The 21274-nt window shown below is 60.8% G+C and carries 22 protein-coding genes; 12 read left to right on the forward strand and 10 right to left on the reverse strand.

Going from position 1 to position 21274, the window contains the following annotated elements; translation table 11 throughout:
- Nucleotides 1-52: 52 nt before the first annotated feature.
- Nucleotides 53-892, reverse strand: coding sequence for a proline dehydrogenase family protein (locus ACK3R5_RS05780; protein ID WP_411963109.1), 840 nt, complete (start codon nt 890-892; stop codon nt 53-55).
- A 184-nt stretch (nt 893-1076) separates the two neighbouring features.
- Between ACK3R5_RS05780 and ACK3R5_RS05785 the strand changes: the two genes are divergently transcribed.
- The 6 genes from ACK3R5_RS05785 (at nt 1077) to ACK3R5_RS05810 (ending at nt 8538) form a co-directional block, all read left to right on the forward strand.
- Nucleotides 1077-2390, forward strand: coding sequence for an ABC transporter substrate-binding protein (locus tag ACK3R5_RS05785; protein WP_411965792.1), 1314 nt, complete (start codon nt 1077-1079; stop codon nt 2388-2390).
- 52 nt (nt 2391-2442) lie between these two features.
- Nucleotides 2443-3384 carry a branched-chain amino acid ABC transporter permease gene (locus ACK3R5_RS05790; RefSeq protein ID WP_411968346.1) on the forward strand — a complete coding sequence of 314 codons (942 nt, stop codon included), beginning with the start codon at nt 2443-2445 and terminating at the stop codon, nt 3382-3384.
- Entirely contained in the window at nt 3381-4490 is a 1110-nt protein-coding gene (locus tag ACK3R5_RS05795; RefSeq protein WP_411968347.1) for a branched-chain amino acid ABC transporter permease, read from the forward strand. Before ACK3R5_RS05790 ends, ACK3R5_RS05795 begins: the two co-directional genes overlap by 4 nt.
- Nucleotides 4490-5296: an ABC transporter ATP-binding protein gene (locus ACK3R5_RS05800; protein ID WP_411963112.1), complete on the forward strand. Its 807-nt coding sequence runs from the start codon at nt 4490-4492 to the stop codon at nt 5294-5296. Before ACK3R5_RS05795 ends, ACK3R5_RS05800 begins: the two co-directional genes overlap by 1 nt.
- On the forward strand, nt 5293-6030 hold the full coding sequence (locus ACK3R5_RS05805) for an ABC transporter ATP-binding protein (protein ID WP_411968348.1): 738 nt from the start codon (nt 5293-5295) through the stop codon (nt 6028-6030). The genes ACK3R5_RS05800 and ACK3R5_RS05805 overlap by 4 nt, the downstream gene beginning before the upstream one ends.
- A gap of 180 nt (nt 6031-6210) precedes the next feature.
- Nucleotides 6211-8538, forward strand: coding sequence for a PAS domain S-box protein (locus ACK3R5_RS05810; protein WP_411968349.1), 2328 nt, complete (start codon nt 6211-6213; stop codon nt 8536-8538).
- A gap of 3 nt (nt 8539-8541) precedes the next feature.
- Here ACK3R5_RS05810 and ACK3R5_RS05815 read toward each other — a convergent pair whose 3' ends face one another.
- Both ACK3R5_RS05815 and ACK3R5_RS05820 read right to left on the reverse strand, forming a co-directional pair.
- Nucleotides 8542-9339 (reverse strand): RIO1 family regulatory kinase/ATPase, encoded by a 798-nt coding sequence (locus ACK3R5_RS05815; protein ID WP_411963115.1) that lies wholly within the window; start codon nt 9337-9339, stop codon nt 8542-8544.
- 39 nt (nt 9340-9378) lie between these two features.
- Complete coding sequence (locus ACK3R5_RS05820) at nt 9379-9816, reverse strand: universal stress protein (protein ID WP_411963116.1); 438 nt, start codon at nt 9814-9816, stop codon at nt 9379-9381.
- 117 nt (nt 9817-9933) lie between these two features.
- On the opposite strand from ACK3R5_RS05820, the gene ACK3R5_RS05825 reads away from it, so the two are divergent.
- Both ACK3R5_RS05825 and ACK3R5_RS05830 read left to right on the forward strand, forming a co-directional pair.
- The gene (locus ACK3R5_RS05825) at nt 9934-11076 is read left to right on the forward strand and encodes an acyl-CoA dehydrogenase family protein (RefSeq protein ID WP_411968350.1); all 1143 of its coding nucleotides are present in this window, start codon (nt 9934-9936) and stop codon (nt 11074-11076) included.
- 203 nt (nt 11077-11279) lie between these two features.
- Entirely contained in the window at nt 11280-11405 is a 126-nt protein-coding gene (locus ACK3R5_RS05830; RefSeq protein ID WP_411963118.1) for a hypothetical protein, read from the forward strand.
- 67 nt (nt 11406-11472) lie between these two features.
- On the opposite strand, the gene ACK3R5_RS05835 is transcribed toward ACK3R5_RS05830, so the two are convergent.
- Nucleotides 11473-11913: a FlaD/FlaE family flagellar protein gene (locus tag ACK3R5_RS05835; RefSeq protein ID WP_411968351.1), complete on the reverse strand. Its 441-nt coding sequence runs from the start codon at nt 11911-11913 to the stop codon at nt 11473-11475.
- Nucleotides 11914-12145: 232 nt separating this feature from the next.
- Between ACK3R5_RS05835 and ACK3R5_RS05840 the strand changes: the two genes are divergently transcribed.
- Nucleotides 12146-14242 carry a histidine kinase N-terminal 7TM domain-containing protein gene (locus ACK3R5_RS05840; protein ID WP_411968352.1) on the forward strand — a complete coding sequence of 699 codons (2097 nt, stop codon included), beginning with the start codon at nt 12146-12148 and terminating at the stop codon, nt 14240-14242.
- Nucleotides 14243-14298: 56 nt separating this feature from the next.
- Here ACK3R5_RS05840 and ACK3R5_RS05845 read toward each other — a convergent pair whose 3' ends face one another.
- The 6 genes from ACK3R5_RS05845 to ACK3R5_RS05870 all read right to left on the reverse strand — a co-directional run bounded on the left by ACK3R5_RS05845 (nt 14299) and on the right by ACK3R5_RS05870 (nt 19101).
- The gene (locus ACK3R5_RS05845) at nt 14299-15384 is read right to left on the reverse strand and encodes a hypothetical protein (protein WP_411968353.1); all 1086 of its coding nucleotides are present in this window, start codon (nt 15382-15384) and stop codon (nt 14299-14301) included.
- A gap of 96 nt (nt 15385-15480) precedes the next feature.
- Nucleotides 15481-15981 (reverse strand): FlaD/FlaE family flagellar protein, encoded by a 501-nt coding sequence (locus tag ACK3R5_RS05850; protein WP_411968354.1) that lies wholly within the window; start codon nt 15979-15981, stop codon nt 15481-15483.
- A 216-nt stretch (nt 15982-16197) separates the two neighbouring features.
- Nucleotides 16198-16707 (reverse strand): chemotaxis protein CheD, encoded by a 510-nt coding sequence (locus ACK3R5_RS05855; protein ID WP_411968355.1) that lies wholly within the window; start codon nt 16705-16707, stop codon nt 16198-16200.
- Between the two features lie 24 nt (nt 16708-16731).
- On the reverse strand, nt 16732-17919 hold the full coding sequence (locus ACK3R5_RS05860; protein WP_411968356.1) for a chemotaxis protein CheC: 1188 nt from the start codon (nt 17917-17919) through the stop codon (nt 16732-16734).
- Nucleotides 17916-18284: a chemotaxis protein CheY gene (cheY, locus tag ACK3R5_RS05865; RefSeq protein WP_411963125.1), complete on the reverse strand. Its 369-nt coding sequence runs from the start codon at nt 18282-18284 to the stop codon at nt 17916-17918. The genes ACK3R5_RS05860 and cheY overlap by 4 nt, the downstream gene beginning before the upstream one ends.
- A gap of 163 nt (nt 18285-18447) precedes the next feature.
- The gene (locus ACK3R5_RS05870) at nt 18448-19101 is read right to left on the reverse strand and encodes a hypothetical protein (protein WP_411968357.1); all 654 of its coding nucleotides are present in this window, start codon (nt 19099-19101) and stop codon (nt 18448-18450) included.
- Nucleotides 19102-19242: 141 nt separating this feature from the next.
- Between ACK3R5_RS05870 and ACK3R5_RS05875 the strand changes: the two genes are divergently transcribed.
- From ACK3R5_RS05875 to ACK3R5_RS05885, 3 genes are all read left to right on the forward strand, one after another.
- Nucleotides 19243-19581: an ArsR/SmtB family transcription factor gene (locus ACK3R5_RS05875; protein WP_411963127.1), complete on the forward strand. Its 339-nt coding sequence runs from the start codon at nt 19243-19245 to the stop codon at nt 19579-19581.
- 206 nt (nt 19582-19787) lie between these two features.
- Nucleotides 19788-20459 (forward strand): archaellin/type IV pilin N-terminal domain-containing protein, encoded by a 672-nt coding sequence (locus ACK3R5_RS05880; protein WP_411968358.1) that lies wholly within the window; start codon nt 19788-19790, stop codon nt 20457-20459.
- A gap of 12 nt (nt 20460-20471) precedes the next feature.
- Nucleotides 20472-21080 carry an archaellin/type IV pilin N-terminal domain-containing protein gene (locus tag ACK3R5_RS05885; protein ID WP_411968359.1) on the forward strand — a complete coding sequence of 203 codons (609 nt, stop codon included), beginning with the start codon at nt 20472-20474 and terminating at the stop codon, nt 21078-21080.
- Nucleotides 21081-21274 lie beyond the last annotated feature (194 nt).

Here is a 21274-nt window from a genome sequence, read left to right on the forward strand (position 1 = left end):
GATGTCGCACTGAACGCTGGAGAAACACAGCAGGGCCAAAAGCCCAGGTTATTCACACACCGACGACTGCACGAAGCGCGAACAGCGCGTTCTCCTTGCGCTCGCGGACGCGACGGTAGAAGTACTGGAACCACTTGTCGCCGTAGGGTGCGTACTGCCAGACGTCGACGCCCTCGGCGGCGAGTTCACGCTGTGCGTCTTCGCGGACGCCCATGAGCATCTGCACCTCGTAGGGCGTCCCGTACTCGTCGTGGAGTTCACGGGCGTACGAGAGCATCGCCGGGTCGTGACTGCCGACGGCGACGCCGTCGTCGAACTCGCTGAACATGTACTCGAGTAAGTCTTTGTACACCTCGTCCACCTTCGACTTCTGCTTGTACGCGATAGACGCGGGTTCGTTGTACGCGCCTTTGACGAGTCTGACTTTTCCGGGGACAGACGCCAGTCGTTCGAGGTCATCTCTGGTGCGTTTCAGATTCGCCTGCACGCAGACGCCGACGTTCCCGTCTGTCTGCCGGCCGAGTTCCTCGAAGGCGTCGAGCGTCACGTCCGTCGTCTCGTGGTCTTCCATGTCGACCCAGACGAAGACGTCTTCGTCGTCGGCGGCATCGACGATTCGGTCGAGGTTCTCGCGGAAGACACCATCGCTGACGTCGAGGCCGATTTGTGATGGCTTGACCGAGACACAGGCGTCGAGGTCCGCCGTGGCGACGTCACGGACCAGTGAGACGTACGCGTCGGCATCGGCGTCTGCGCCACGCCTGTCACTGTAGTGTTCTCCGAGAAGGTTCAGTATTCCCGAGATACCGTCGCGGTTCAACGACTCGACGTGCGAGACCGCTCCCTCGGCCGTCTCGCCCGCCACGAACTTGTTCGCGATGGGGGGTATCATCGGTCCGGTGTTGTGGGACACCCTCCCTAAAGGGGAACCCTACCAAACGATTCTGCGAAATCGTACTCGGAATAAAGTTGCAGATTGGGAGAGTGAGCCGATTTCGACCGGGTTCCCGACCATGGACGGTCACAGGTATATTTACCACAATCCGCGAGAAGTCCTTGCTATGCCACCGCAAGACATTGACCGCAGAACACTTTTGAAATTATCCGGACTGTCACTCGTCGGAGCGACGGCCGGATGTCTCGAAGGTGACGAAGAGGAGACCACCACCACCGAGTCCAACGGCGGTGGCGGTGGAGGGGGCGGCGAAGAGACCACCACGACCGAATCCAACGGTGGCGGAGGCGGCGCGTCCTCGTACACCATCGGGATGGTAGACTCGCTCACCGGGTCGCTCGCACCGTACGGCGAGCGTAACACTCGTGGGAAGGACCTCGCACTCGAAGCCATCAACGAAGTCGGTATCGGTGACAATGGCGCGACGCTCAACATCTCCGTCGAGGACGACGAGAGTACGAACCAGGGCGGCGTCGCCGGTGCTCAAAAGCTCGTCAACCAGGACGGTGTTCCGCTTCTCATCGGTTCTGTCGGGTCTGGTGTCTCTATCGCCATCCACGACAGCGTCACGAAGGACGCCGGTGTCGTTCAAATCAGTCAGAACAGTACGAGTCCAGAACTCACGACGCGCCCGGAACTCAACCGTATGAGCCCGTCCGGCGCGGCGAAGGGACAGACGATTGCGAAGCTAATCAGCGACGATGGCCACGACAACGTCGCAATAACGTGGATCAACAACGACTACGGAACAGGCCTCTCCGACGTGGTCTCCGAGACGTTAGAATCCGAATACGACGTCAACGTCGCCTACAACGAACCACACGACCAGGGACAGTCGTCGTACAGTGGTATCCTCACCGAGATGGCGTCCACAGACGCGTCTGCGTGGGTTTTCCTCACGTACGCCAACGAGTACACCGTCATGGTCAACGAAGGGTTCGACCAGGGATACAACACGGCAGTCGACTACTACGGTGCGGAATCGACCGTCGCCGACTCCATCATCGAGAACACGCCGGAAGGTGCGATGGACGGCATGAAGGGCATCACCGAGAGCGCGCCCGAAGACCAGGAGAACTACCAGAACTTCGTCTCCGACTTCGAGAGCGCGCACGGCGAGACGCCGACGGTCTGGTCTGCGTACGCCTACGACGCCGTGACCGTCGCGGCAATCGCTATCGAGGCGGCCGACGAGTTCTCCGGCGACGCAATCGGGTCGGTCGTCCGCGACGTGACCCGGCCAGATGGTGAAGAGGTGTTCACCTTCGAAGAGGCCGCGGCGGTCCTCAGAGAAGGCGGCTCACCGAGCGACATCAACTACCAGGGCGTCAGTGGCCCTGTCGACTTAGACGAGAACGGTGACCCGCCGGGGTTCTACCAGGTCTACAGCGTCGAGAGCCACGACTACGTCTTCGGCGACTACATCACCAGCTAATCATGGACGTACCGACCGCGCATCACCCGTCAATCGTGCGGAGGGCAAAGCGGTGATTCCGCTTCAGATTAGCCCCTTCCAGTACGTCGTCAACGGGGTGGTGTTTTCGAGCATCATCGTGCTCGCGGCCATCGGTCTCTCGTTAGTCTACAGCATCGCGGACTTCGCGAACTTCGCTCACGGCGACCTCATGACTGTTGGGGCGTTTTCGGCACTGTTTTCGGTGTCGTTCTTGCAACCGGTCCTTGGTGACGTGGGCGTCTTCGGCCTGCCGCTGTGGTTCTTCCTCGCACTCGCGTTCGGAATGGTCGCCACGGCCATCATCGCCGTCATCACCGACCGAGTCATCTACGAACCGGTGAAAGACTCGGGGTCGATCGGACTCCTCATCACGAGTATCGGGGTCGCACTCGTCTACCGTGCGATGGTGTTCCTGTCGTTTGGCTCCGAGTCAGAACGGTTCGGTGTCGCCCGTCAGGGGCCGATTCCGTGGGTTCGTGAGACGTTCGGCGTCGCCGTGACGCCGCGGAACCTCGTGGTCGTCTTCCTCGCGACGGTGCTCGTGACGGCACTCCACCTGACGCTGACGCGGACGACACTGGGTCGAAAGATGCGCGCCACCGCGGACAACGCTGACCTCGCACGTGTCAGCGGTATCAGAACGAGCGAAGTCATCTTCGCGATGTGGCTCATCGGCGGGGCACTCGCCGCCGCGGGTGGCGTCTTCCTCGGCCTCGAAGAACTCGTCCGTCCACGGATGGGGTTCGACATCCTGCTCATCGTGTTCGCCGCCGTCATCCTCGGCGGGATCGGGTCCGTCTACGGCGCGATGCTCGGCGGACTCGTCATCGGGATGGTCCACGAACTCGTCCCGCTTTTCAACCAGTGGGGAATCCTGCCGGTAGGCTCTCGATACGCCGCCGCAGTCGCATTCGTCATCATGGTTGTAATCTTGCTCGTCAGACCGAGCGGAATCGTGGGTGAGAGCGGATGAGTGTCGTTTCGTGGGTCAACGAGACGGTCGTTCGCGACCCGACAGAGCGACGTATCTTCACCATCCTGGGCATCGTGACCGCGCTCCTCGTCGTCGGTGTCATCACCGGCGTCATCGGAATTCGGTTCCTGTTGTTCCAGGTGTCGCTCGTCGGCATGTACGCCCTGCTCTCGCTCGGACTCAACGTCCAGTGGGGCTACGCCGGCCTCATCAACTTCTCAGTCGCGGCGTTCTGGGGCCTCGGTGCCTACAGTGCGGCACTGTTGACCGCACCCAATTCGCCGCTCGGACTCGGCCTACACCCGGTGTTCGGGTTCCTCGCGGCTATCGTCCTGAGTGCGCTCGTCGCGATACTCATCGGTATCCCGACGCTCCGCTTGCGCGAGGACTACCTCGCTATCGCCAGTCTCGGACTGGCGGAGGTCATCCGCGTCATCATCCTGAACGAACGGCAGTGGACCGCCGGGTCGAGCGGTATCAGCGGGATTCCGAACCTGCTCGAGTGGTTACCACTGACGAGTGCCGCGACGACGGCCAGCATCATCGTCGTTCTCGGCATCATCATCTTCCTGTTCCTCCGGCGCGTCCACCGGTCGCCGTGGGGGCGGGTCCTGCGGACTATCCGGTCCGACGAGGACCTCGCGAAGGCACTCGGGAAGAACACCTACCAGTTCAAGATGCAGGCGTTCGTCGTCGGCAGCGTCATCATGGCGGTTGCCGGCGCGTTCTACGCCCACTTGAACCTCTACATCGACCCCTCGGACCTCGTTCCGCTGACGACGTTCTACATCTGGATTGCCGTCATCCTCGGCGGCACCGGGTCGAACCGGGGCGCAGTCGTGGGGGCGGCCGTCGTCATCGCGATTCGCGAAGGGACGCGCTTCCTCAACGACGTGCCCGCAATCAACACGCTGGGACTGGACCTCGCGCCGCTTCGACTCCTGTTCGTCGGCATCCTCATCATCCTCATCATGCGCTTCCGTCAGGACGGACTCCTTCCACCGAAGGACGAACTCATCTGGCCGGCAGCGAAGGACAAGAGCGCTGGTGCCGGCGGTGGAGGCAGTGGCGGCCCCAAGGTCCAAGCAGAGGGAGGTGACGACTGATGGACGATAACGTCTACGAGGGCGCACACCTCGGCAAGGACGACGTCGTGTTGAAGACGTCCGGCCTGGAGAAGGCCTTCGGTGGCCTCGTCGCCACCGACGACGTCTCCTTCGAAGTCGAACGCGGAACCATCACGGGGATGATTGGCCCGAACGGCGCGGGGAAGTCCACGCTGTTCAACCTCGTCTCCGGATTCTACGAGAACGACGCTGGCACGGTGAAGGTCAACGGCGAAGACGTGACCGACCTCGAACCGTACGAACGCGCTCGCAAGGGCCTCGTGCGGACGTTCCAGACGCCGCGGCGTCTCGAAGGGATGAGCGTTCGCGAGGCGATGCTCGTCGGCCCCGGTCCACAGGCTGGTGAGTCCATCTTCTCGCTGTTCTTCTCCAGTGACGACGTGACGCGAGAAGAACGCGCGAACATCAAACAGGCGCGCGAACTCCTCGAACGCTTCGAGATTGCGCACCTCATCGACCAACCCTCGACCGAACTCTCGGGCGGCCAGTCGAAGCTCGTCGAGTTGGCCCGCGCCTTCACGACGAATCCCGACATCCTGTTGCTCGACGAACCGGTCGCCGGGGTCAACCCGACGCTGGCGAACGACATCAAGCGGTTCATCCGCGAACTCAACGAGGAGGGCCAGACCTTCCTCATCATCGAACACGACATGCCATTTATCATGGACCTCGCCGACCCCATCATCGTCCTCGACCAGGGGAAGGTGCTGATGGAAGGCTCGCCAGAGGAGGTTCGAAGCGACGAACGCGTCATCGAGGCGTACCTCGGAGGTGCCGGTCCATGAGCGACCGAGCACTCGACGTAGCGGACGTCGACAGCGGATACGGCGAGGTGCAGGTCCTCCGTGACCTCTCGTTGCACCTCGACTCCGACGAAATCGTCTGTATCATCGGCCCGAACGGCGCTGGCAAGTCCACCGTCCTCAAGACTGTCTTCGGCCTGCTCAAACCGTGGACCGGAACGGTCGAACTCGGTGGACGCGACATCGCCGGCGAAGAACCGGAGGACCTCGTCCGCATCGGGATGGGGTACGTCCCGCAGGTCGACAACGTGTTCTCGTCGCTCACTATCGACGAGAACCTCAAGATGGGGGGTGTCGCCCGCAAAGAGGGGCTACAGACCCGCATCGACGAACTGTACGACCAGTTCCCTATCCTCGACGAGAAGCGAAGCGCCAAGGCGAAGACGCTCTCTGGCGGTCAGAGACAGGTTCTCGCCTTCGCTCGCGCACTCGTCATGGACCCGGACGTGCTCCTCATCGACGAACCGTCTGCTGGTCTCGCTCCGAACATCGTCCAGTCGGTGTTCGAAGACGTCCAGAAGGTGAACGAACTCGGAACGGCCGTGTTGATGGTCGAACAGAACGCCCGAGAGGGACTGGCCATCTCCGACCGTGGGTACGTCTTAGACCAGGGGACCGTCGCCTACGAGGGTGACGCCGACAGTCTCCTCGACGACCCGGAAGTCTCGCGTCTCTACATGGGTGGCGCGGACTACGAAGGCGTCGAAGGGTCGTAACCAACCCCACGTCACACGGTTCGAATTTTCTCCGTCTCCGTACCAGACACCGAGATTCACTACGGGAGAAATCTGTTTTCTAAACTTCATTTCACACGAGAGAACAACCAAAGAAATTAATAATTCCGACAGGGAGGTACTTCTCGAATCGAAATAAAACACAGATATTTCACGGGTTCGATGGCCACACTTCACGAGCAACTTTCGAGAGTCACGTCCGCTTCGGTTCCCGTCCTCTTCGGTGTCTTCGCCCTCTCTCAGGGTATCGAACACGCTACCGGTGGCGAACCGCTCACAGGATTACTGTTGAGTGTCGCTCCGTTGTTGACTATCGCGGCGGGGTTCTTCGCTGCCGGCGTCTACGTCTATCGCTCACCGTTGACTGCGAGGATGCTCTGGATGCTCGACGGGTGGGCGGTGGTAGGTGGACTCGTCGGTGGGACCATCGGGTCGCTTTTTCTCGTCTACCAGGACACACACGGCGGGACGCTCGTCCACGCGAACTACGTCGTCGTCAACTCCGCCGCGGGGTTCGCAGCCATCGGGACTCTCCTCGGATACATGACACTCATGCGGTCGGTCAAGGCGGGAGAACTCGCCACGACGAGTGAGATTCTCGACACGGTTCGAGAACTCAACCGCCAAATCGCCACGATAGACGACAGAGAGGCACTCGAATCCGCCGTCTGTGAGACGATTGCGTCCGCAGACCCCTACGTCTTCGCGTGGATTGGCAGCGTCGACGGCGACGAACTCGTCCCGCGAGCGTCCGCCGGTGCCGAAGACGGCTATCTCGAAACCATCAGGATAACCGTCACCGAGGGCGACACGGCGGCCGGTCCCACTGGAACCGCCGCACGGACACACGAGTCGGTGGTCATGCAGAACATCTACGAGAACGACGCGTTCGAACCGTGGCGTGAGGCTGCCAGAGAACGGGGCTACCAGTCGAGTATCGCGGTTCCACTCGTCTTTCAGGGGACGCTCTACGGTGTGCTCTCCATCTATGCCGACAGAGAGGAGGCGTTCGCCGGCCGGGAACGGGCCGTCCTCGAAGAGGTGGGGGTGACGCTCACGAACTCGATTGCGGCGAGCGAGACACGGCGACGCGAGTCCAAACTCCTCAACAGCATGCACGACGTGGTGTTGGTCTACACGGCCGACTCCGGGACGCTACTAGACGCAAATCAGGCGGCACTCGACAGACTCGGCGTCGACGCGGCGTCGCTCTCCGGGACGCGGTTGGCCTCGTTCGTCGAAGGAGAACTAGAAGACGACTGGTTCAAGGAAGGGCGCTCGTCCGAGCAGTCCGTGTTCGAGTCGTCGTTCCGCACCGCCGACGGTGAGACGTTTCCCGTCGAGGTGAGCGCAGTCGAGACGCGGTATCGAGGCGAACGAGCGACGCTGGCACTCGCTCGCGACGTGACGAACCGCCGCGAGCAACTCCGGTCGCTCAGAACGTATATGGAAGCGATAGAGCACGCCGGACACGCCATCTACATCACCGACGCAGACGGCGTCATCGAGTACGTCAACCCCGCATTCGAAGAACAGACGGGGTACGAAACTGCGGACATCCTCGGACAGACGCCCGCAGTGCTGCAGTCGGGGCGATACGACGACGAGTTCTACGACGACCTTTGGGAGACGATACAGAACGGCGAGCAGTGGCACTACGAGGGGATGATAGACACGCGGAAGGATGGCTCCGAGTTCTACATCGACCAGACGATTGCACCAATCGAAATCGACGGCGAAATCGTCCGGTACGTCGCTATCCACCGCGACATCTCCGCGCTCAAAGAGAACCAACAGCAACTCGAAGAGCGGAACGAACAACTGGAACTGCTCAACCAAATCGTTCGCCACGACATCCGCAACGACATGCAAATCGTCCTCGGGATGAGCCAACTGCTCGAAGAACGAGTCGACGACGACTGTCGCAGCATGTTGGACACGATAACAGAGAAGTCCGACCACGTCGTCGAACTGACACAGACCGTCGGTGAACTCATGACAACGCTCCTCGGGGAGGAACCCGAGGAGACCGGCACCATCTCTGTTAGGTCGGTCCTCGAATCAGAAGTCGAGAGTCTCGCCCACGCGTATCCGAACGCAGACGTCCGAATCGAGGGGGAGGTTCCGACGACCAGAGTGTGTGCGAACGAGATGCTCGACTCGGTGTTCAGAAACGTGTTGAACAACGCGATTCAGCACAACCGCGCCGACGTTCCAGAAGTCGTCGTCGAAGCGACCGAAGACGACGACTCCTTCGTCGTTACTGTCGCAGACAACGGGCCGGGTATCCCCGAGATTCAGCGTCGAACCGTCTTCGGGAAAGGTGAACGAGGACTCGAAAGCAGTGGCACCGGACTGGGTCTGTATCTCGTCCAGTCGCTCGTCGAGCACTACGGCGGGAGCGTCGAGGTCAGCGAGAACGACCCCACTGGGTCTATCTTCGAGATTCGACTGCAGAAGGCATCGACGGCACCTGAAGAACTCGTCTGAGCGCTACGCTACTCGTTTTTCTATCTCGCCTTTGAGCGCCGCGGCGTCGAAGTCGTGGTCCGGTCTGATGTTGACGAAGTCGAGGAAGTCGACAGCGTCGAGTAGTTCGGTGGCCTCGTACGACGTCGCCGCCGCTTCGACTGCTGCTTTCGCGCCGGCGAGTGGTTCGAGGGCGGCCAGCGCACACGCCAGGTCGTACGAGCGAGCGTCGGGCATCCCCTCGTCGTTGACGTTGGTCGCGTCGATGAAGTAGATGCCATCCTCGCGGACGAGGACGTTCTCTGCTCGCAGGTCGCCGTGTGCGAGGTGATTGTCGTGCATCTCGTGCAGGGCGGCGAACAGTTCCGGGGCGAGGGAGACGACTTCCGAACGCGGCGCGGACTCGAGTGTGTGAAAGTCGGGGAGATACTCCAAGACGAGGACGCCGAGCCCTTCGACTTCGAAGGCTTCGACGGGTGCGGGGGCGTTCAACCCGATTTCGCGCAGGTGTTTCGTCGCCTCCAGTTCGTGTTCGGCCATCTGGAGTGGCGTCCCGAAGTGTTCGAAAAAGCCCTCGGTCCCACTGGAGAACGCACCGAGATTCCGGCCGGTCGTAAACAACGCGTGGACGAGCGAATTCTGTCGTGAGATGACCTTCACGAACCACTCGTCGTCGACGACCATCGGGGTAGAAAGCCAGTTGTCCGCTTCGAGGAAGCGGACGTGGAGTGTCTCGCGGTCGTATCGCTGCTGGAGTTCACGGACGACCGCCTCGAGACGGGGCCACCCGACACGACCACGGACGAGCCGACGGAGGTCCATGGTCCCTCGTTAGACGAGGGGTGGCTTAACGTCGTGGGCTCAGCTCTCTTTGTGTCGGACGGTCAACACGGGGACGGGCGAACTGCGGACGACTCGTTCGGCCACACTCCCGATGAGGTAGCGGTCGAGTCCGCTTCGGCCGTGAGTCCCCATCACGACGAGGTCGACGTCGTCCCGCCCCGCGAATTCGAGTATCTCGCTTTCGGGCGTCCCCTCCGTCACCGTCGTCTGGACGTCCACGCCGGCGTCCTGTGCCTTGCTCGCGACGCGTTCGAGGACTCCCTGACCGCTTTCGTACAGCGCGTCGCGGACTCGGCCGGGCGAGACGGCAGGGGCGGCGTGTCCGACTTCCCGAACGTCGGCGACGTAGAGGGCTTGCAGGGTCGCGTCGTGGCGCTTGGCGTGGTCGATGGCGTGGTCTAACGCGGCGTCGGCACATTCGCTGCCGTCCGTCGGAAAGAGTATGTGAGAGTACATACGAGAGAGTCGGGTTCGTTCGGGGAAAGAAGTCGGTGGATGTTCTCAGCCAGTGAGACCGAACAACCTTCATGGTCGTTCGATTGGTTTATGTCTCGGACGACGATAGTTCCCCTCATGGATTTCGAGGTTCCGGCCGAACACCGGATGATTCGTGACTCCGTCCGCGAGTTCTGCGAGGAGGAGATTGCCCCCATCGCACAGGACATCGAGGACGAACACCGCTTCCCGGCGGAGATTTTCGACCAGTTGGCCGAACTGGACGTGATGGGCGTCCCCATCTCCGAGGAGTACGGTGGCCTCGGTGGCGACCAGTTGATGTACTCGCTCGTGGTCGAAGAACTCGGCCGCGTCTCGGGTGGCATCGGCCTCTCTTACGCGGCACACGTCAGTCTCGCGTCGAAACCGCTCGAACTGTTCGGTACCGACGCACAGAAAGAACGGTGGCTCACCCCACTCGCGTCGGGCGAACACATGGGCGCGTGGGCGCTCACCGAACCGGGGTCGGGCAGCGACGCGAGCGACATGGACACCGTCGCCGAACGAGACGGTGACGGCTACGTCATCAACGGAACGAAGCAGTTCATCACGAACGCGAACGTCGCCGGGTCCGTGCTGGTGAAAGCCGTCACCGACCCCGGCGAGGGATACGACGGTATCTCGACGTTCATCGTCGACCCGAACGAGGACGACGGGTTCGAGGTGACGACGGTGTGGGACAAGATGGGCCTCAACTGTTCACCCACGTGCGAACTCTCCTTCGACGACGTGTGGGTGCCCGAGGACCGTCTCCTCGGCGAGGAAGGAGAGGGATGGAAACAGACCATGAAGACGCTGGACGGTGGCCGTATCTCGATTGCCGCGCTGTCGGTCGGACTCGCACAGGGGGCCTACGACCACGCCAAGGAGTACGCCGGCCAGCGCGAACAGTTCGGCCAACCGATTTCGAAGTTCGACGCCATCCGCGACAAACTCGTCTCGATGTACCGTAAGACCGAACGCGCCCGTCTCCTGACCCACAAGGCGGCGACGAAGTACGACGCCGGCAATCGCGTCAGCAAGGAGTCTGCGCTGGCGAAACTCGACGCCTCCGAGGCAGCACGCGAAGTCGCAGAAGACGCCGTGCAGGTACTCGGTGGGTACGGCTACACGACGGACTTCGCGCCGCAGCGATTCTACCGCGACGCGAAACTGATGGAGATTGGCGAGGGGACGAGCGAAATTCAGCACCTCGTCATCGGCCGCCAACTCGGCCTCTGAAGGGCAACCTACCTCGAAACGCGGGTGCAGTCTTCGAATCTACTCGGCGTCGGCACGCACTAATTGGGTTCGTCCCTCGTGACCGGTCACCGGGTCACGCTTCGCAATAATCGTGCTAACACTCGACACGCTGTGAAACCAACGCACACAGTGAAATCATGTCAGAGCGTGCCATAATGTCGTTTTGGCGCGTAATTGGTGTCATGGCAACCTCAAGTCAACCACGAGCGACCTACACGAAACCGATGACCCCGCCCGAGATGCGGTCGGACTACGCACTCGTCATCCGTCAGGCACACCGCAACGCACTCGCTCGGCGCGAGAAGTAAGACGGCGACTTTTTCGCGTTTAGAACCAGACACGGGAGACTCGGGGGTTCGTCCCCCGACGGTCCGGTCAGTCGTCCATCGACGCGAGTCGGGCGATGTAAGAGAAACTCCGGAGGTGGTCTTCTTCCGTGGGTGCGTCTTCGAACTCCGATGGCGCAGAAAACGAGACGATTCGGTCGTGAATCGTGTCGTGAGCGTCGTCGCCGACCCACCCGATGTCACGGTAGTACGAAACCATGAGCATCGCGCCGCGACCACCGAGACGTTCGACGAGGTGGACACACCAGTCGAGGAGCACCTGTTCTGCTCGTGGCGTTCGGGGTATCGATTCGAGATACGCCTCACCGTCCGAGGTGACCATCGCCGTCGCCGCGATGAGTCGCTCGTAAGCCGTCTCTCGCCACGACTCATTTTCAGGCTCGTCGACCCAATCGAACGACGCTTCGCTCCTGGCGTCGATGGCGCGCTGGAGTCTCGAAAAGTCGCTGGGTTTCGGGCCGACTGGCATCTACTGGTGGTTCCGTATCCCTCGGAATTAAGCGTTCTGGCGGATGTGCTACCGGTGACAGGTCTTCTCCCGTCTCGGTGATATCCGTCGGCGATAGTCGATTATCAATTCAGAAAACTAGGCCGAACGGCTTAAGGGAGACAGTTGAGACGCCTGTACTGTCGAGTCGATGTGATATTCATCGACGATACCTGAACGGACGAGAGTCACAGATGCACACCGAACCCCATCCATGACGACCACTGGCCAGTTGCCGTACGTGTACGGACTGTTCGGCGCTGGCACCCTCTCGGCTATCGTCGCCATCGTGGTCTTGGGGCGGTTTCGGCTCTACTCTCGACGCGTTCGGTTACCGTTCGCTCTCCTCTCGTTGCTGGCGGCTATCTGGGCGACGGGCTACGGATTCTCTCTTCTCGCGACGACGGCGGACGCGGCGCAGTTCTACGTGCGTCTCGCCTGGATTGGCGGTACGTCGCTCCCGAGCGTGTGGCTCGTCTTCACGCTCGTCTACGCAGGTGAGGGCCAACACGTCACTCGCCGGGCACTCGCACTCATCGCAGTCGAACCCGCCGTCGTCATTGTGCTCGGACTCACGACCCAGTACCACGGGTTCTTCGCCCCTCCAGTGGTCCTCCTGACGGGTCTCTCAGAAGTCTTCGCCGGTGTGGACAACCCCATGGTCGGCCTGCACGTCATCTACACCAGCGGTATCACTATCGCCGGTCTGAGTATCCTCGCGAAGAAGACACTCAACAGCAGTGGCGTCCACAGGCAACAGGCGGCACTACTCACCGGGATGGGCGGGATTCCGAGTACGACGTTCGGTGTGAGTCTGTTCTTACGGCCGTCGATACCCGTCGACCCGACGCCCCTCTCGTTTCTGCTGAGTTCGACAATCGTCCTGTGGGCACTGCTTCGGTACCGGTTGTTCGATATCACACCGGTCGCCCGCGACGCGATTATCTCGGAGATGCGGGACGCTGTCGTCGTACTGGACCATTACGACCGGGTCGTAGAGGCGAACAGTGCGGCGAGTGACCTCCTCGAACCCTCGACTGCCGACTGTATCGGGCAACCAGTCCTCGACGTGGTTCGGTGTCCTTCGGATGTGCGACCCGTCCTCGAAGGACGTGACCGTTCCGAGGCAACCGTCGAAAGCGGGAGCACTCGGAGACACTTCGAAGTTCGGTGTAGCCCCGTCGCAGAACAGACCGAGAACCGTGCGAAGTTACTCGTCTTCCACGACGTGACCGAACGCCGGCAGACCGAAGAGGAGTTCCGCGCACTCATCGAGAACTCCAGAGACATCATCACGGTCCTCGACGAATCGGGCGTCCGGAAGTACACGAGTCCGTCGATAGAAGACGCACTCGGATACCCTCGTGACGAACTCGTCGACCAGCACGTCATCGAACTCATCCACCCCGACGACAGAGAGCAAGTCCGCGAACGATTGACAGAAGTCGTCGATTGCGACGACCCAGTCCGAACCGAGTGCCGAGTGCGACACCAAAACGGGTCGTGGCGGTGGTTCGAGACAGTCGGCGTCAACCTCCTCGACGAACCCGCAATCGAGGGCGTCGTGTTGAACGCTCGTGACGTGACCGACCGCTACCGGTACGAACAACGACTGCGCGTCCTCAACCGTGTGCTCCGCCACGACCTGAGAAACGACATGAACGTCATCCTCGGCCACGCGGACCTCCTCTTAGACGAGCGCATCCCTGCGGAGACGAAAGACCACGCGAGGACCATCAAGCGAAAGGCGCGGTCACTAGTCGAACTCGGCGAGCAGACGCGGCAGATAGATACGACGCTCGACCGTGGGTCGGGGGAACTCGCTCCGGTGGAGATAGTCGAGCGAATCGAAGAACAGGTCGACGCCATCGAGTCAGACTACCCACGGGCGATTATCACCCGCGACCTGCCGGACGAACAGTGGGTCACCGCCGACGATTTGGTCGAGTCGGCACTCAAGAACCTCCTCGACAACGCGCTCGAACACAACGACCGCATCCTCCCCGAGGTCAGCGTCTCGATACGAGAGTCGCCTGTCTCGTCGGATTTCGTCGAAGTCCATATCTCGGACAACGGGCCGGGCATCCCCGACGCCGAACTCGCTGTCCTCGAATCGGGGACCGAGACACCGCTCCAACACATCAGTGGCCTCGGCCTCTGGCTCGTCCACTGGATAATCGACCGGTCGAACGGTCGACTCGTCTTCACCGAGAACGAACCGCGGGGGACGACTGCTATCGTCATTCTCCAAGAGACGGACCGGTCGCTGTCGAGCTCGCAGCAGGCGCCTGTCGAGACGGAGACGGACTGACACGGCACCGCTCTCTGACGGCGAGGTGTCGTGAAAAACTATTGGTGACCTGTCGGTCAGTCGTCGGCCACGAGACGTTCTGCGATTCGGTAGGCACCTTCGGCGGCGGCCGTATCCGGCCGGTCCGGAGTGACCACGGTCACGTCGCGTCCGAGTCGCTCTCCGAGTCGTCCTGCGAGTTCGTCCGCCAGCCCCGGAACACACGCCATCCCTCCCGTGACGACGAGTGGGCGCGTGAGGGCGAGTTGGTAGGTCTTCAGATGTCGGTTCGCCAGACGTGAGAAGAAGCCCGTATCGAGTGCGTCGACTACGTCGTCGAGGTAGGCGTCCAGCGGACCCATTACCCCGTGTTCGACGGTGAACTCGTGGGTGCCGCCGTCTGGGTGTTCGACGGTGTCGGAAAACGGTTCGTACGAGTCGAAGTCGGCGTGCGTCTCTTTGTACTCGCGGGCGGTTTCCCTATCGAGCGTCACGGCCCCGTCCGTCTCCTCTTCGACAGCGTCGACGATAGCCCAGTCGACGCTCCGGCCAGTGGCGTCGTCCGTCGAAAACGGTGCCTGTCTGTCACCGTGTCGGTACGCACAGGCTTCGAACGTCGTCGCACCGAGGTTGAGCGCGACGAATATCTGGTCGACTGCCTCCACCCCGTCGCCGAGTGCGGGAATCGACCCGCAGAGCGATTCGGGGAACCCACGAGTGAGCACCTCGCCGACGGCACTCCGGTCGACGACTGTCGAGAGATTGACCAACCCACACTCGTCGGGGACCGACGGGATTGCGTAGACGACGGCGCTGTCTGCCGGGAGGTCGTACTCGGTACAGAGTGCGTCGAAGAACTGCTCGGTCTGTCGGCCACTGGTCGCGTCCGCTGGAAGGCCCGACTGGAGGACGTACTCCGTCCGTTCTGGGAACCGTCGTGCTGCCGTCTCGCCGTAGTGGACACGGGTGTCACTGGCCGCTGGATTGTCGGGGACTGTGAGACACGACAACGCCTGGACCGTCTCACGTGCCCCGTCTTCACGGAAGACGATAGTGGTCCGGTTACTGCCGAGTTTGACCCCGATTGGCGTGGCGGTGCCCTCGCCGGCGATAGCAACGTCGGCGGGAGTCTCGCTGTCCGAGTCAACGGGATGTTCTATCATTCGTTACCACCCGTCTGAACTGTCGTCGCTGTGAGTCATGTGTACGAAAGTAGTTGATACGAGGAGAGACCGGTCTCGGGACGTCCGGTCCCGTGGTTACACCATCGACGAGAGTCGAGCGACGTAGACGAGACTGAGCAGGTGGTCGTCCACCTCGAGTTCCGTCGGGTCTTCGACGTCCGCAGAGAATCCGAGCAAGTAGTCTCGAAGCGTCTCTTCGACGTCTGCGGTGACCCATCCGACCGACTTGTAATACTGGAGGGCGTCCATCGCCCGTTTGAAACCGCTCTTCAGCACGAGGAACTCCAACCAGTCGAAGACCACGCGCTCTGCGCCGTATTTGTCGGGAAGTGACCGCAGATACGGTTTCTCGATTTCGTGGTCCTCGTCGCGGGACTGGTGGACGAGTAGATGTTCGAGTTGACTCGAACGAAGGGCTTCCGACGCGGGTTGACCACCCCTGTCGAACAGCGGATTGTTGAACCGAAACGGGCTCCTGTCGTCGAGGTGAGAGTCACCGTTTCGTCGCTGCGTCGGTGTATCACGGGCGATGCGTCGGATTTCGTCTGGGTCGTAGTCGTCCGGGTCCAAATACATGGTCTCCTCGTTATCGAGACGGCACGACTCCCCCAAGTTCCCCAACTTGGGTTGAGAGCGCAAAGCGCTATCGAGATGTCACACGCGAATATCGTACCGTTTGTGAGAAGACTCGAAGGAGGTACTATAAATCTACCCGAGCCATTATCACTCGTGATATCTGAGGTGTTAGAACCGTCGCTCGGCAGTCGAAAACGGCCATGAAATCGTGGCTCCTCAGAGGGTCTGGTCGCCGGCGTTCGCGCTCCGTACACGGAGGTTTCCGGTCGTGGAGTCGAACTCTAGGGAGCGTCCGTGTCCGCCGCCGACGTCTGCTGCGACGACGTCGATACCGAGTTTGTCGAGTGTCTCGCGGGCGGAGTCCACGTTTCGCTCACCGATACTCGTGCCGCCGTTGGCCGAGTCGAAGTCGAACATCTTACTGCCGCCAGCGAGTTTGGCGACGACCTTGGTCGGGTCGGCACCGACCGCTTCCATCTCTGCGAGGAGCGATTCGATACTCGTATCTGCGAACTTCGCCGGTTTGCCACCGTCGTCTGCTTTCGGGAGCATCGCGTGTGCGAGTCCCGAGACGTTCGCGTCCGGGTCGTGGAGTGCGATACCGACACAGGAGCCGAGTCCACTCGTCGTCAGCGTGTTTCCGTCGCTGTCGACGGCGAACTCGGCGATGCCGACTTTGATTCTGCCCGACGTCGACGTGGGTGTGTCCGTGGTGTATACTTGCATTACTCGGGAATCTCCAAGACAGCGTTATGCGGCGGGAGAGAGCTGTTCGAGTGCTTTTCGCAACTCCGTCTCGTCCGGGAGCGCGTAGATATCGCAGGTGAACTCGTCGTCGTCCGTCCGGATGGTCGAGTCGATGAGGAACGCGTACTCTTGTGACTGTGCGAGGTCCGTCGCGAGTGGGTCGACGATAGCCGACCCGATGTCGTGGACGTGCTCGGGCGGGGAGATTTCGATAGTGGTCTCGAGCGTGTTCGCCCACCCATCGAGGAAGCCAGACGTGACGATGTTTCCAATCTCTTGAATCGCACTCTGTCGCATCGCTTCGTCGTCTTCCATGCCCGGAAGGAGCGAACTGGCGATGCTCTCGGCGGAGGGTTCGTCGAAGAGGATGGCGATGTAGCCACTCGGCATCCCGCTGAACTCCAGGACTACGCCACGGCGGACGGCGTCGGTCAACGACATCGGCACGCCCTCTATCGGGACAAAACTCAGCCGACTCACCTCGACGTCGGTTTCGATACCCGTCATCGCGGTGATGTCGTCGGACGCCTGTGTAGCGCCGTCGTCTATCATCTCCGAGAACGCCGCGAACGACTCCACGGGGAGTGCACCACCGTCACCGCTCGCTTCGACGATAGTCTGGATAGACGCCGGCGTCGGAATCATGTAGAGGTCGAAGCCAATCGCGTCGTCCGCCGCTTCGAGTTGGTTGCGGAAGACGAGGATACGCTCGGTTTCGTCGTCGTGTTCGAATCCATCTGCTTCGATGTCTTCGAGTGGGCCATCTCCCTCTTCGTCGACGTACGTCGGTGTGGTGATGTCGATAGAGGTGTCGAGATAATCCGCCCACCCGTCGATGAACCCACCGAGCATGATGTTCGCGACTTCTTTCAGACTGCTCGCCGCGAGTTCGCCGTCTGCGTCGGTCGTATCGATTCCCGGCATCAGAGCGTCGACGAGACGCGCTGCCGATTCGGGTGAGAAGGCCAGAACGGTCCGGCCGTCTAATCCACCGTCGAACCCGATGTTGACGCTGACGAGGTCCGTTTCGGCGAACTCGTTTTCCACGTCGGCCTTCGTCCCGAGTTCCACTTTCGTGACGTTGACGTACGTGTCGATACCAGCGAGCGTGGTCACCGACCCCGCCGCTTTCTCGGCCCCCGAGTGAGCGAGTCGACTGAACGTGCGGAGCGACCGTACGTCGAGATTCATGCCTCTGCCTGAATGACGTCTGCGATGGCCTGGAGGACGTTGGGCTTCTGGAACGGTTTCGTGATATAGCCGTCTGCCCCCGCCTCGACTGCCTCGCGCATCTTCTCCTCTTGGCCCACTGACGTGCACATGATGACCGACGCACCGGGGTCTTCGGATTTGATTTCGGACGTCGCTTCGATACCGTTTCGAATCGGCATCACCACGTCCATCGTGACGACATCCGGGTCGAGTTCTCGGTAGAGTTCGACTGCCTCGACACCGTTTTCGGCCTCGCCCACGACGTCGTGTTCTCCCTCTAAAAGCTGCTTGAGGAGGTTCCGCATGAACGCAGAGTCGTCCACGACCAGTACCTTGCTTGCCATGCATCGAGATTTCCTAAAATCAGACCATAAACCCTTCTCCCCCATTATCAAGCCTGATACGGGTCACGGGAGTGTGGGTCCACCACTGGGCGAGACAGCACCGCTGGCCGTCGACCGAATACTCGAAAAACCAACAGAGGGCGAAGGTGGTCTCCGCTCGACGTTACGGCGGGAACGACGCTCCAGACTCTTCGACGGCGTCGAGCAGGTTCCCAATCGAGTCGTTCCGGCCGAGTCCGTGGGCCGCGGCGAGGGCCGCCACTGCACGCCCCGGATAGGTGACCTGTACCTCGGACGCCAGAAGCAAGATTCCGAGCACTTCGTCGGTCGGTGTCTCACCGCTCCCGACGGCGTCGGCGTACCAGGTGACGAGCGAGTGAAAGACGTCGGTCACGTCGTTGGAGACTGCTTCGTGTCGTTCGACGTTCCCATCGACGAGGGCCGTCGCGACCAGCGCGTGGTCCGCTCGAATCGACCCGACGCGCTCGGCGAGGAGTCGTCTGGCGATAATCGCTCGTTTTCGCGGGTCTCGTGGAAGGACGATTTCTCGACGGTCCTCCGTCTGGTCGGTGTCTTTCTCTGCTTCGGCGTCGGTGCCCTCGCTCTCGCTCCCGTCGGCGGGTTCCTCGCTGTTATCCTCGCCCGTCTCGTCTTCGTCCGCGTCCAAATCGGGTCGCGGTGGCGTGTTCCCAGTCGTGATGACGTATCGCCCGGAGTCGATTTGCGCGACGCGTTCGTCGTGACTGATGTCCAAGTCGTCGGTGTCGACGACGCCCTGCTCACGCGTTCGACCGGTTGGACGCTCGTCGTCGTCCATCGCCAGATGCTCGGAGTGACGATATATAATTCCATCGTCGGCACGCCGAACTGAAATCGAGTATCCAATACTACGATTGAGAACGTGCCAACTCGGCAACCAACATATTAACAAGCCGGGCGTACCGATGAATCTCTATCTATGGAGTCTGACAGGACCCTCTCGGCACTGGGAAACGAGTACAACCCTGATATCCTCCGGGCAGCGGACGAACCGCACTCAGCACAGGAGTTTAGCGAGATGTTGGATATTCCCATCGCAACCTGTTATCGCCGAATCGAGGAGTTGACCGCTGCCGGACTCCTCGAACTCAACGACCGAGTCCTCTCGGACGAACACCGCAGAACCAACGTGTACCGCCGTGAAGTCGACGAAATCGTCGTCCGGTTCGAGCGAGACGACTACACGGTGAGCGTGACAGAACGCCCCGAAGTCAAGAACAAACTCGACGACGTCTGGCGAAAAATCGCACAGGACTGACGCACTCTCGGCTCCGTATTCTACCTCTCTGATTTTCGAGGGGTCTCTACTCTTCGCGCGTGCGAGCATACGAAGAATCTATCCTCAATTGCGCTACAGTTTGTCGCTATCAGTCTTGATATTGAGGTCCGTAGCGTTATGTACATCCTGTTCAAGTGTCCGGTCGAAGGTCGCCGCTCGCTAGAGTGGGACCCCCACGACAACCCATGTTCGAAAACATAACTGAAGACCGGGGTCAGGTCGGTATCGGGACCCTCATCGTCTTCATCGCGATGGTTTTGGTCGCCGCAATCGCGGCGGGCGTCCTCGTCAACACGGCGGGCTTCTTGCAAGCCACAGCACAGGACGCAGGACAGGAAAGTGTAGACAAGGTCACGAACCGACTCGACGTCGTCAGTGTCCACGGAATGGTCAACGAGAGCGGGAGCGGCCTCGCGGTTGACAGCATCAACCTTACCGTTCGCCTCGCAGCAGGCTCCGGCAGTGTCTCGTTAGAAGACACGTCGATCAAGTACCTGAGTGACGAGACGGCCCAGAACCTCGTCTACAAGAACGAGACGAGTGACGCGGCCGGTGACACGCTCCGAAGTGTCGGGGCGTACAACGCAACGTTAGATGAAGGTCTCAACGCTACGGAGTTCACCGCCCACAAACTTGACGACGGTGGCGACACCTCGTTCCCAGTTCTGAACAACCAAGCAGACCGCTACGAGATTATCATCAACGCGTCGGTGGTCGAGGAGAACGGTGCAGGTATCTCCACCGGTGAATCGGTGAAGCTCGAAATCACGAGCCGTTCGGGCGGTTCGACGCAAGTCATCCTGACGATGCCTCAGCAACTCGCAGGTAAGCAGGACGACAACCCGGTGGCCCTCTAAGGAGTGATACAAATGTTCGAAATATTCAACGAAGAAGAACGCGGTCAGGTCGGTATCGGGACCCTCATCGTCTTCATCGCGATGGTCCTCGTCGCTGCAATCGCGGCGGGCGTCCTCGTCAACACGGCAGGATTCCTGCAGGCGACGGCTGAAGATGCTGGACAAGAATCTGTCAACAAGGTCACGAACCGTGTCGAAGTGCTGAACACGCACGGTACGGTTGGTGCCAACGACGATATCACCGACATCACCATGACTGTCCGTCTCGCGGCAGGTTCGGACGCGGTGGACATGAACGAGACGTCGATAAAGTACCTCAGTGATACGCAGGTTACGACGTTGACGAATGAGACGGTCGAGACGTACGCGACAGGAGACTCGTTCCTCCTCAACGAGGTCACCGACGACGACAATTCGTTCGGCGTCCTCAACAGCATGAACGACCGCTACGAGGTGAAGATCAACAGCTCCGCAATCGAATCCGGTAGTAATGTTGGCCTGTCGACGGGCGAAAAAGTCACGCTCGAAATCACGAGCCGCACCGGTGGTACGACGCAGGTCATCCTGACGATGCCGCAGCAGCTTGCTGGCAAATCTCAGGGCGAACCGGTCGAACTCTAAATTCGGCTCTAAGCGGTTTTCACTTTATCTCACTTCTCACTGAGCGACGGCACTCCGCTCCGCTTGCGTCGTTTCACACTTCTCGGAGTCGTTCGGCGTCGTGGACTGCGTTACTCTTTCAGAGTGTGTTGCGGCGACGGTCGTCGACGACGTAAGCACACAGATGGGTCTTCGAGTGGAAGCGAAGTGAAAAA

Source organism: Haloferax sp. YSSS75 (assembly GCF_046764215.1).
In the GTDB taxonomy this organism is placed as follows: domain Archaea; phylum Halobacteriota; class Halobacteria; order Halobacteriales; family Haloferacaceae; genus Haloferax.

What these genes read in the sequence shown, in the direction of transcription:
- ACK3R5_RS05780 (WP_411963109.1), bottom strand. Translation starts at nt 892, where the DNA reads ATGATACCCCCCATCGCGAACAAGTTCGTGGCGGGCGAGACGGCCGAG.
- ACK3R5_RS05795 (WP_411968347.1), top strand. Translation starts at nt 3,381, where the DNA reads ATGAGTGTCGTTTCGTGGGTCAACGAGACGGTCGTTCGCGACCCGACA.
- ACK3R5_RS05800 (WP_411963112.1), top strand. Translation starts at nt 4,490, where the DNA reads ATGGACGATAACGTCTACGAGGGCGCACACCTCGGCAAGGACGACGTC.
- ACK3R5_RS05805 (WP_411968348.1), top strand. Translation starts at nt 5,293, where the DNA reads ATGAGCGACCGAGCACTCGACGTAGCGGACGTCGACAGCGGATACGGC.
- ACK3R5_RS05810 (WP_411968349.1), top strand. Translation starts at nt 6,211, where the DNA reads ATGGCCACACTTCACGAGCAACTTTCGAGAGTCACGTCCGCTTCGGTT.
- ACK3R5_RS05815 (WP_411963115.1), bottom strand. Translation starts at nt 9,339, where the DNA reads ATGGACCTCCGTCGGCTCGTCCGTGGTCGTGTCGGGTGGCCCCGTCTC.
- ACK3R5_RS05820 (WP_411963116.1), bottom strand. Translation starts at nt 9,816, where the DNA reads ATGTACTCTCACATACTCTTTCCGACGGACGGCAGCGAATGTGCCGAC.
- ACK3R5_RS05825 (WP_411968350.1), top strand. Translation starts at nt 9,934, where the DNA reads ATGGATTTCGAGGTTCCGGCCGAACACCGGATGATTCGTGACTCCGTC.
- ACK3R5_RS05830 (WP_411963118.1), top strand. Translation starts at nt 11,280, where the DNA reads ATGGCAACCTCAAGTCAACCACGAGCGACCTACACGAAACCGATGACC.
- ACK3R5_RS05835 (WP_411968351.1), bottom strand. Translation starts at nt 11,913, where the DNA reads ATGCCAGTCGGCCCGAAACCCAGCGACTTTTCGAGACTCCAGCGCGCC.
- ACK3R5_RS05840 (WP_411968352.1), top strand. Translation starts at nt 12,146, where the DNA reads ATGACGACCACTGGCCAGTTGCCGTACGTGTACGGACTGTTCGGCGCT.
- ACK3R5_RS05845 (WP_411968353.1), bottom strand. Translation starts at nt 15,384, where the DNA reads ATGATAGAACATCCCGTTGACTCGGACAGCGAGACTCCCGCCGACGTT.
- ACK3R5_RS05850 (WP_411968354.1), bottom strand. Translation starts at nt 15,981, where the DNA reads ATGTATTTGGACCCGGACGACTACGACCCAGACGAAATCCGACGCATC.
- ACK3R5_RS05855 (WP_411968355.1), bottom strand. Translation starts at nt 16,707, where the DNA reads ATGCAAGTATACACCACGGACACACCCACGTCGACGTCGGGCAGAATC.
- ACK3R5_RS05860 (WP_411968356.1), bottom strand. Translation starts at nt 17,919, where the DNA reads ATGAATCTCGACGTACGGTCGCTCCGCACGTTCAGTCGACTCGCTCAC.
- cheY (WP_411963125.1), bottom strand. Translation starts at nt 18,284, where the DNA reads ATGGCAAGCAAGGTACTGGTCGTGGACGACTCTGCGTTCATGCGGAAC.
- ACK3R5_RS05870 (WP_411968357.1), bottom strand. Translation starts at nt 19,101, where the DNA reads ATGGACGACGACGAGCGTCCAACCGGTCGAACGCGTGAGCAGGGCGTC.
- ACK3R5_RS05875 (WP_411963127.1), top strand. Translation starts at nt 19,243, where the DNA reads ATGGAGTCTGACAGGACCCTCTCGGCACTGGGAAACGAGTACAACCCT.
- ACK3R5_RS05880 (WP_411968358.1), top strand. Translation starts at nt 19,788, where the DNA reads ATGTTCGAAAACATAACTGAAGACCGGGGTCAGGTCGGTATCGGGACC.
- ACK3R5_RS05885 (WP_411968359.1), top strand. Translation starts at nt 20,472, where the DNA reads ATGTTCGAAATATTCAACGAAGAAGAACGCGGTCAGGTCGGTATCGGG.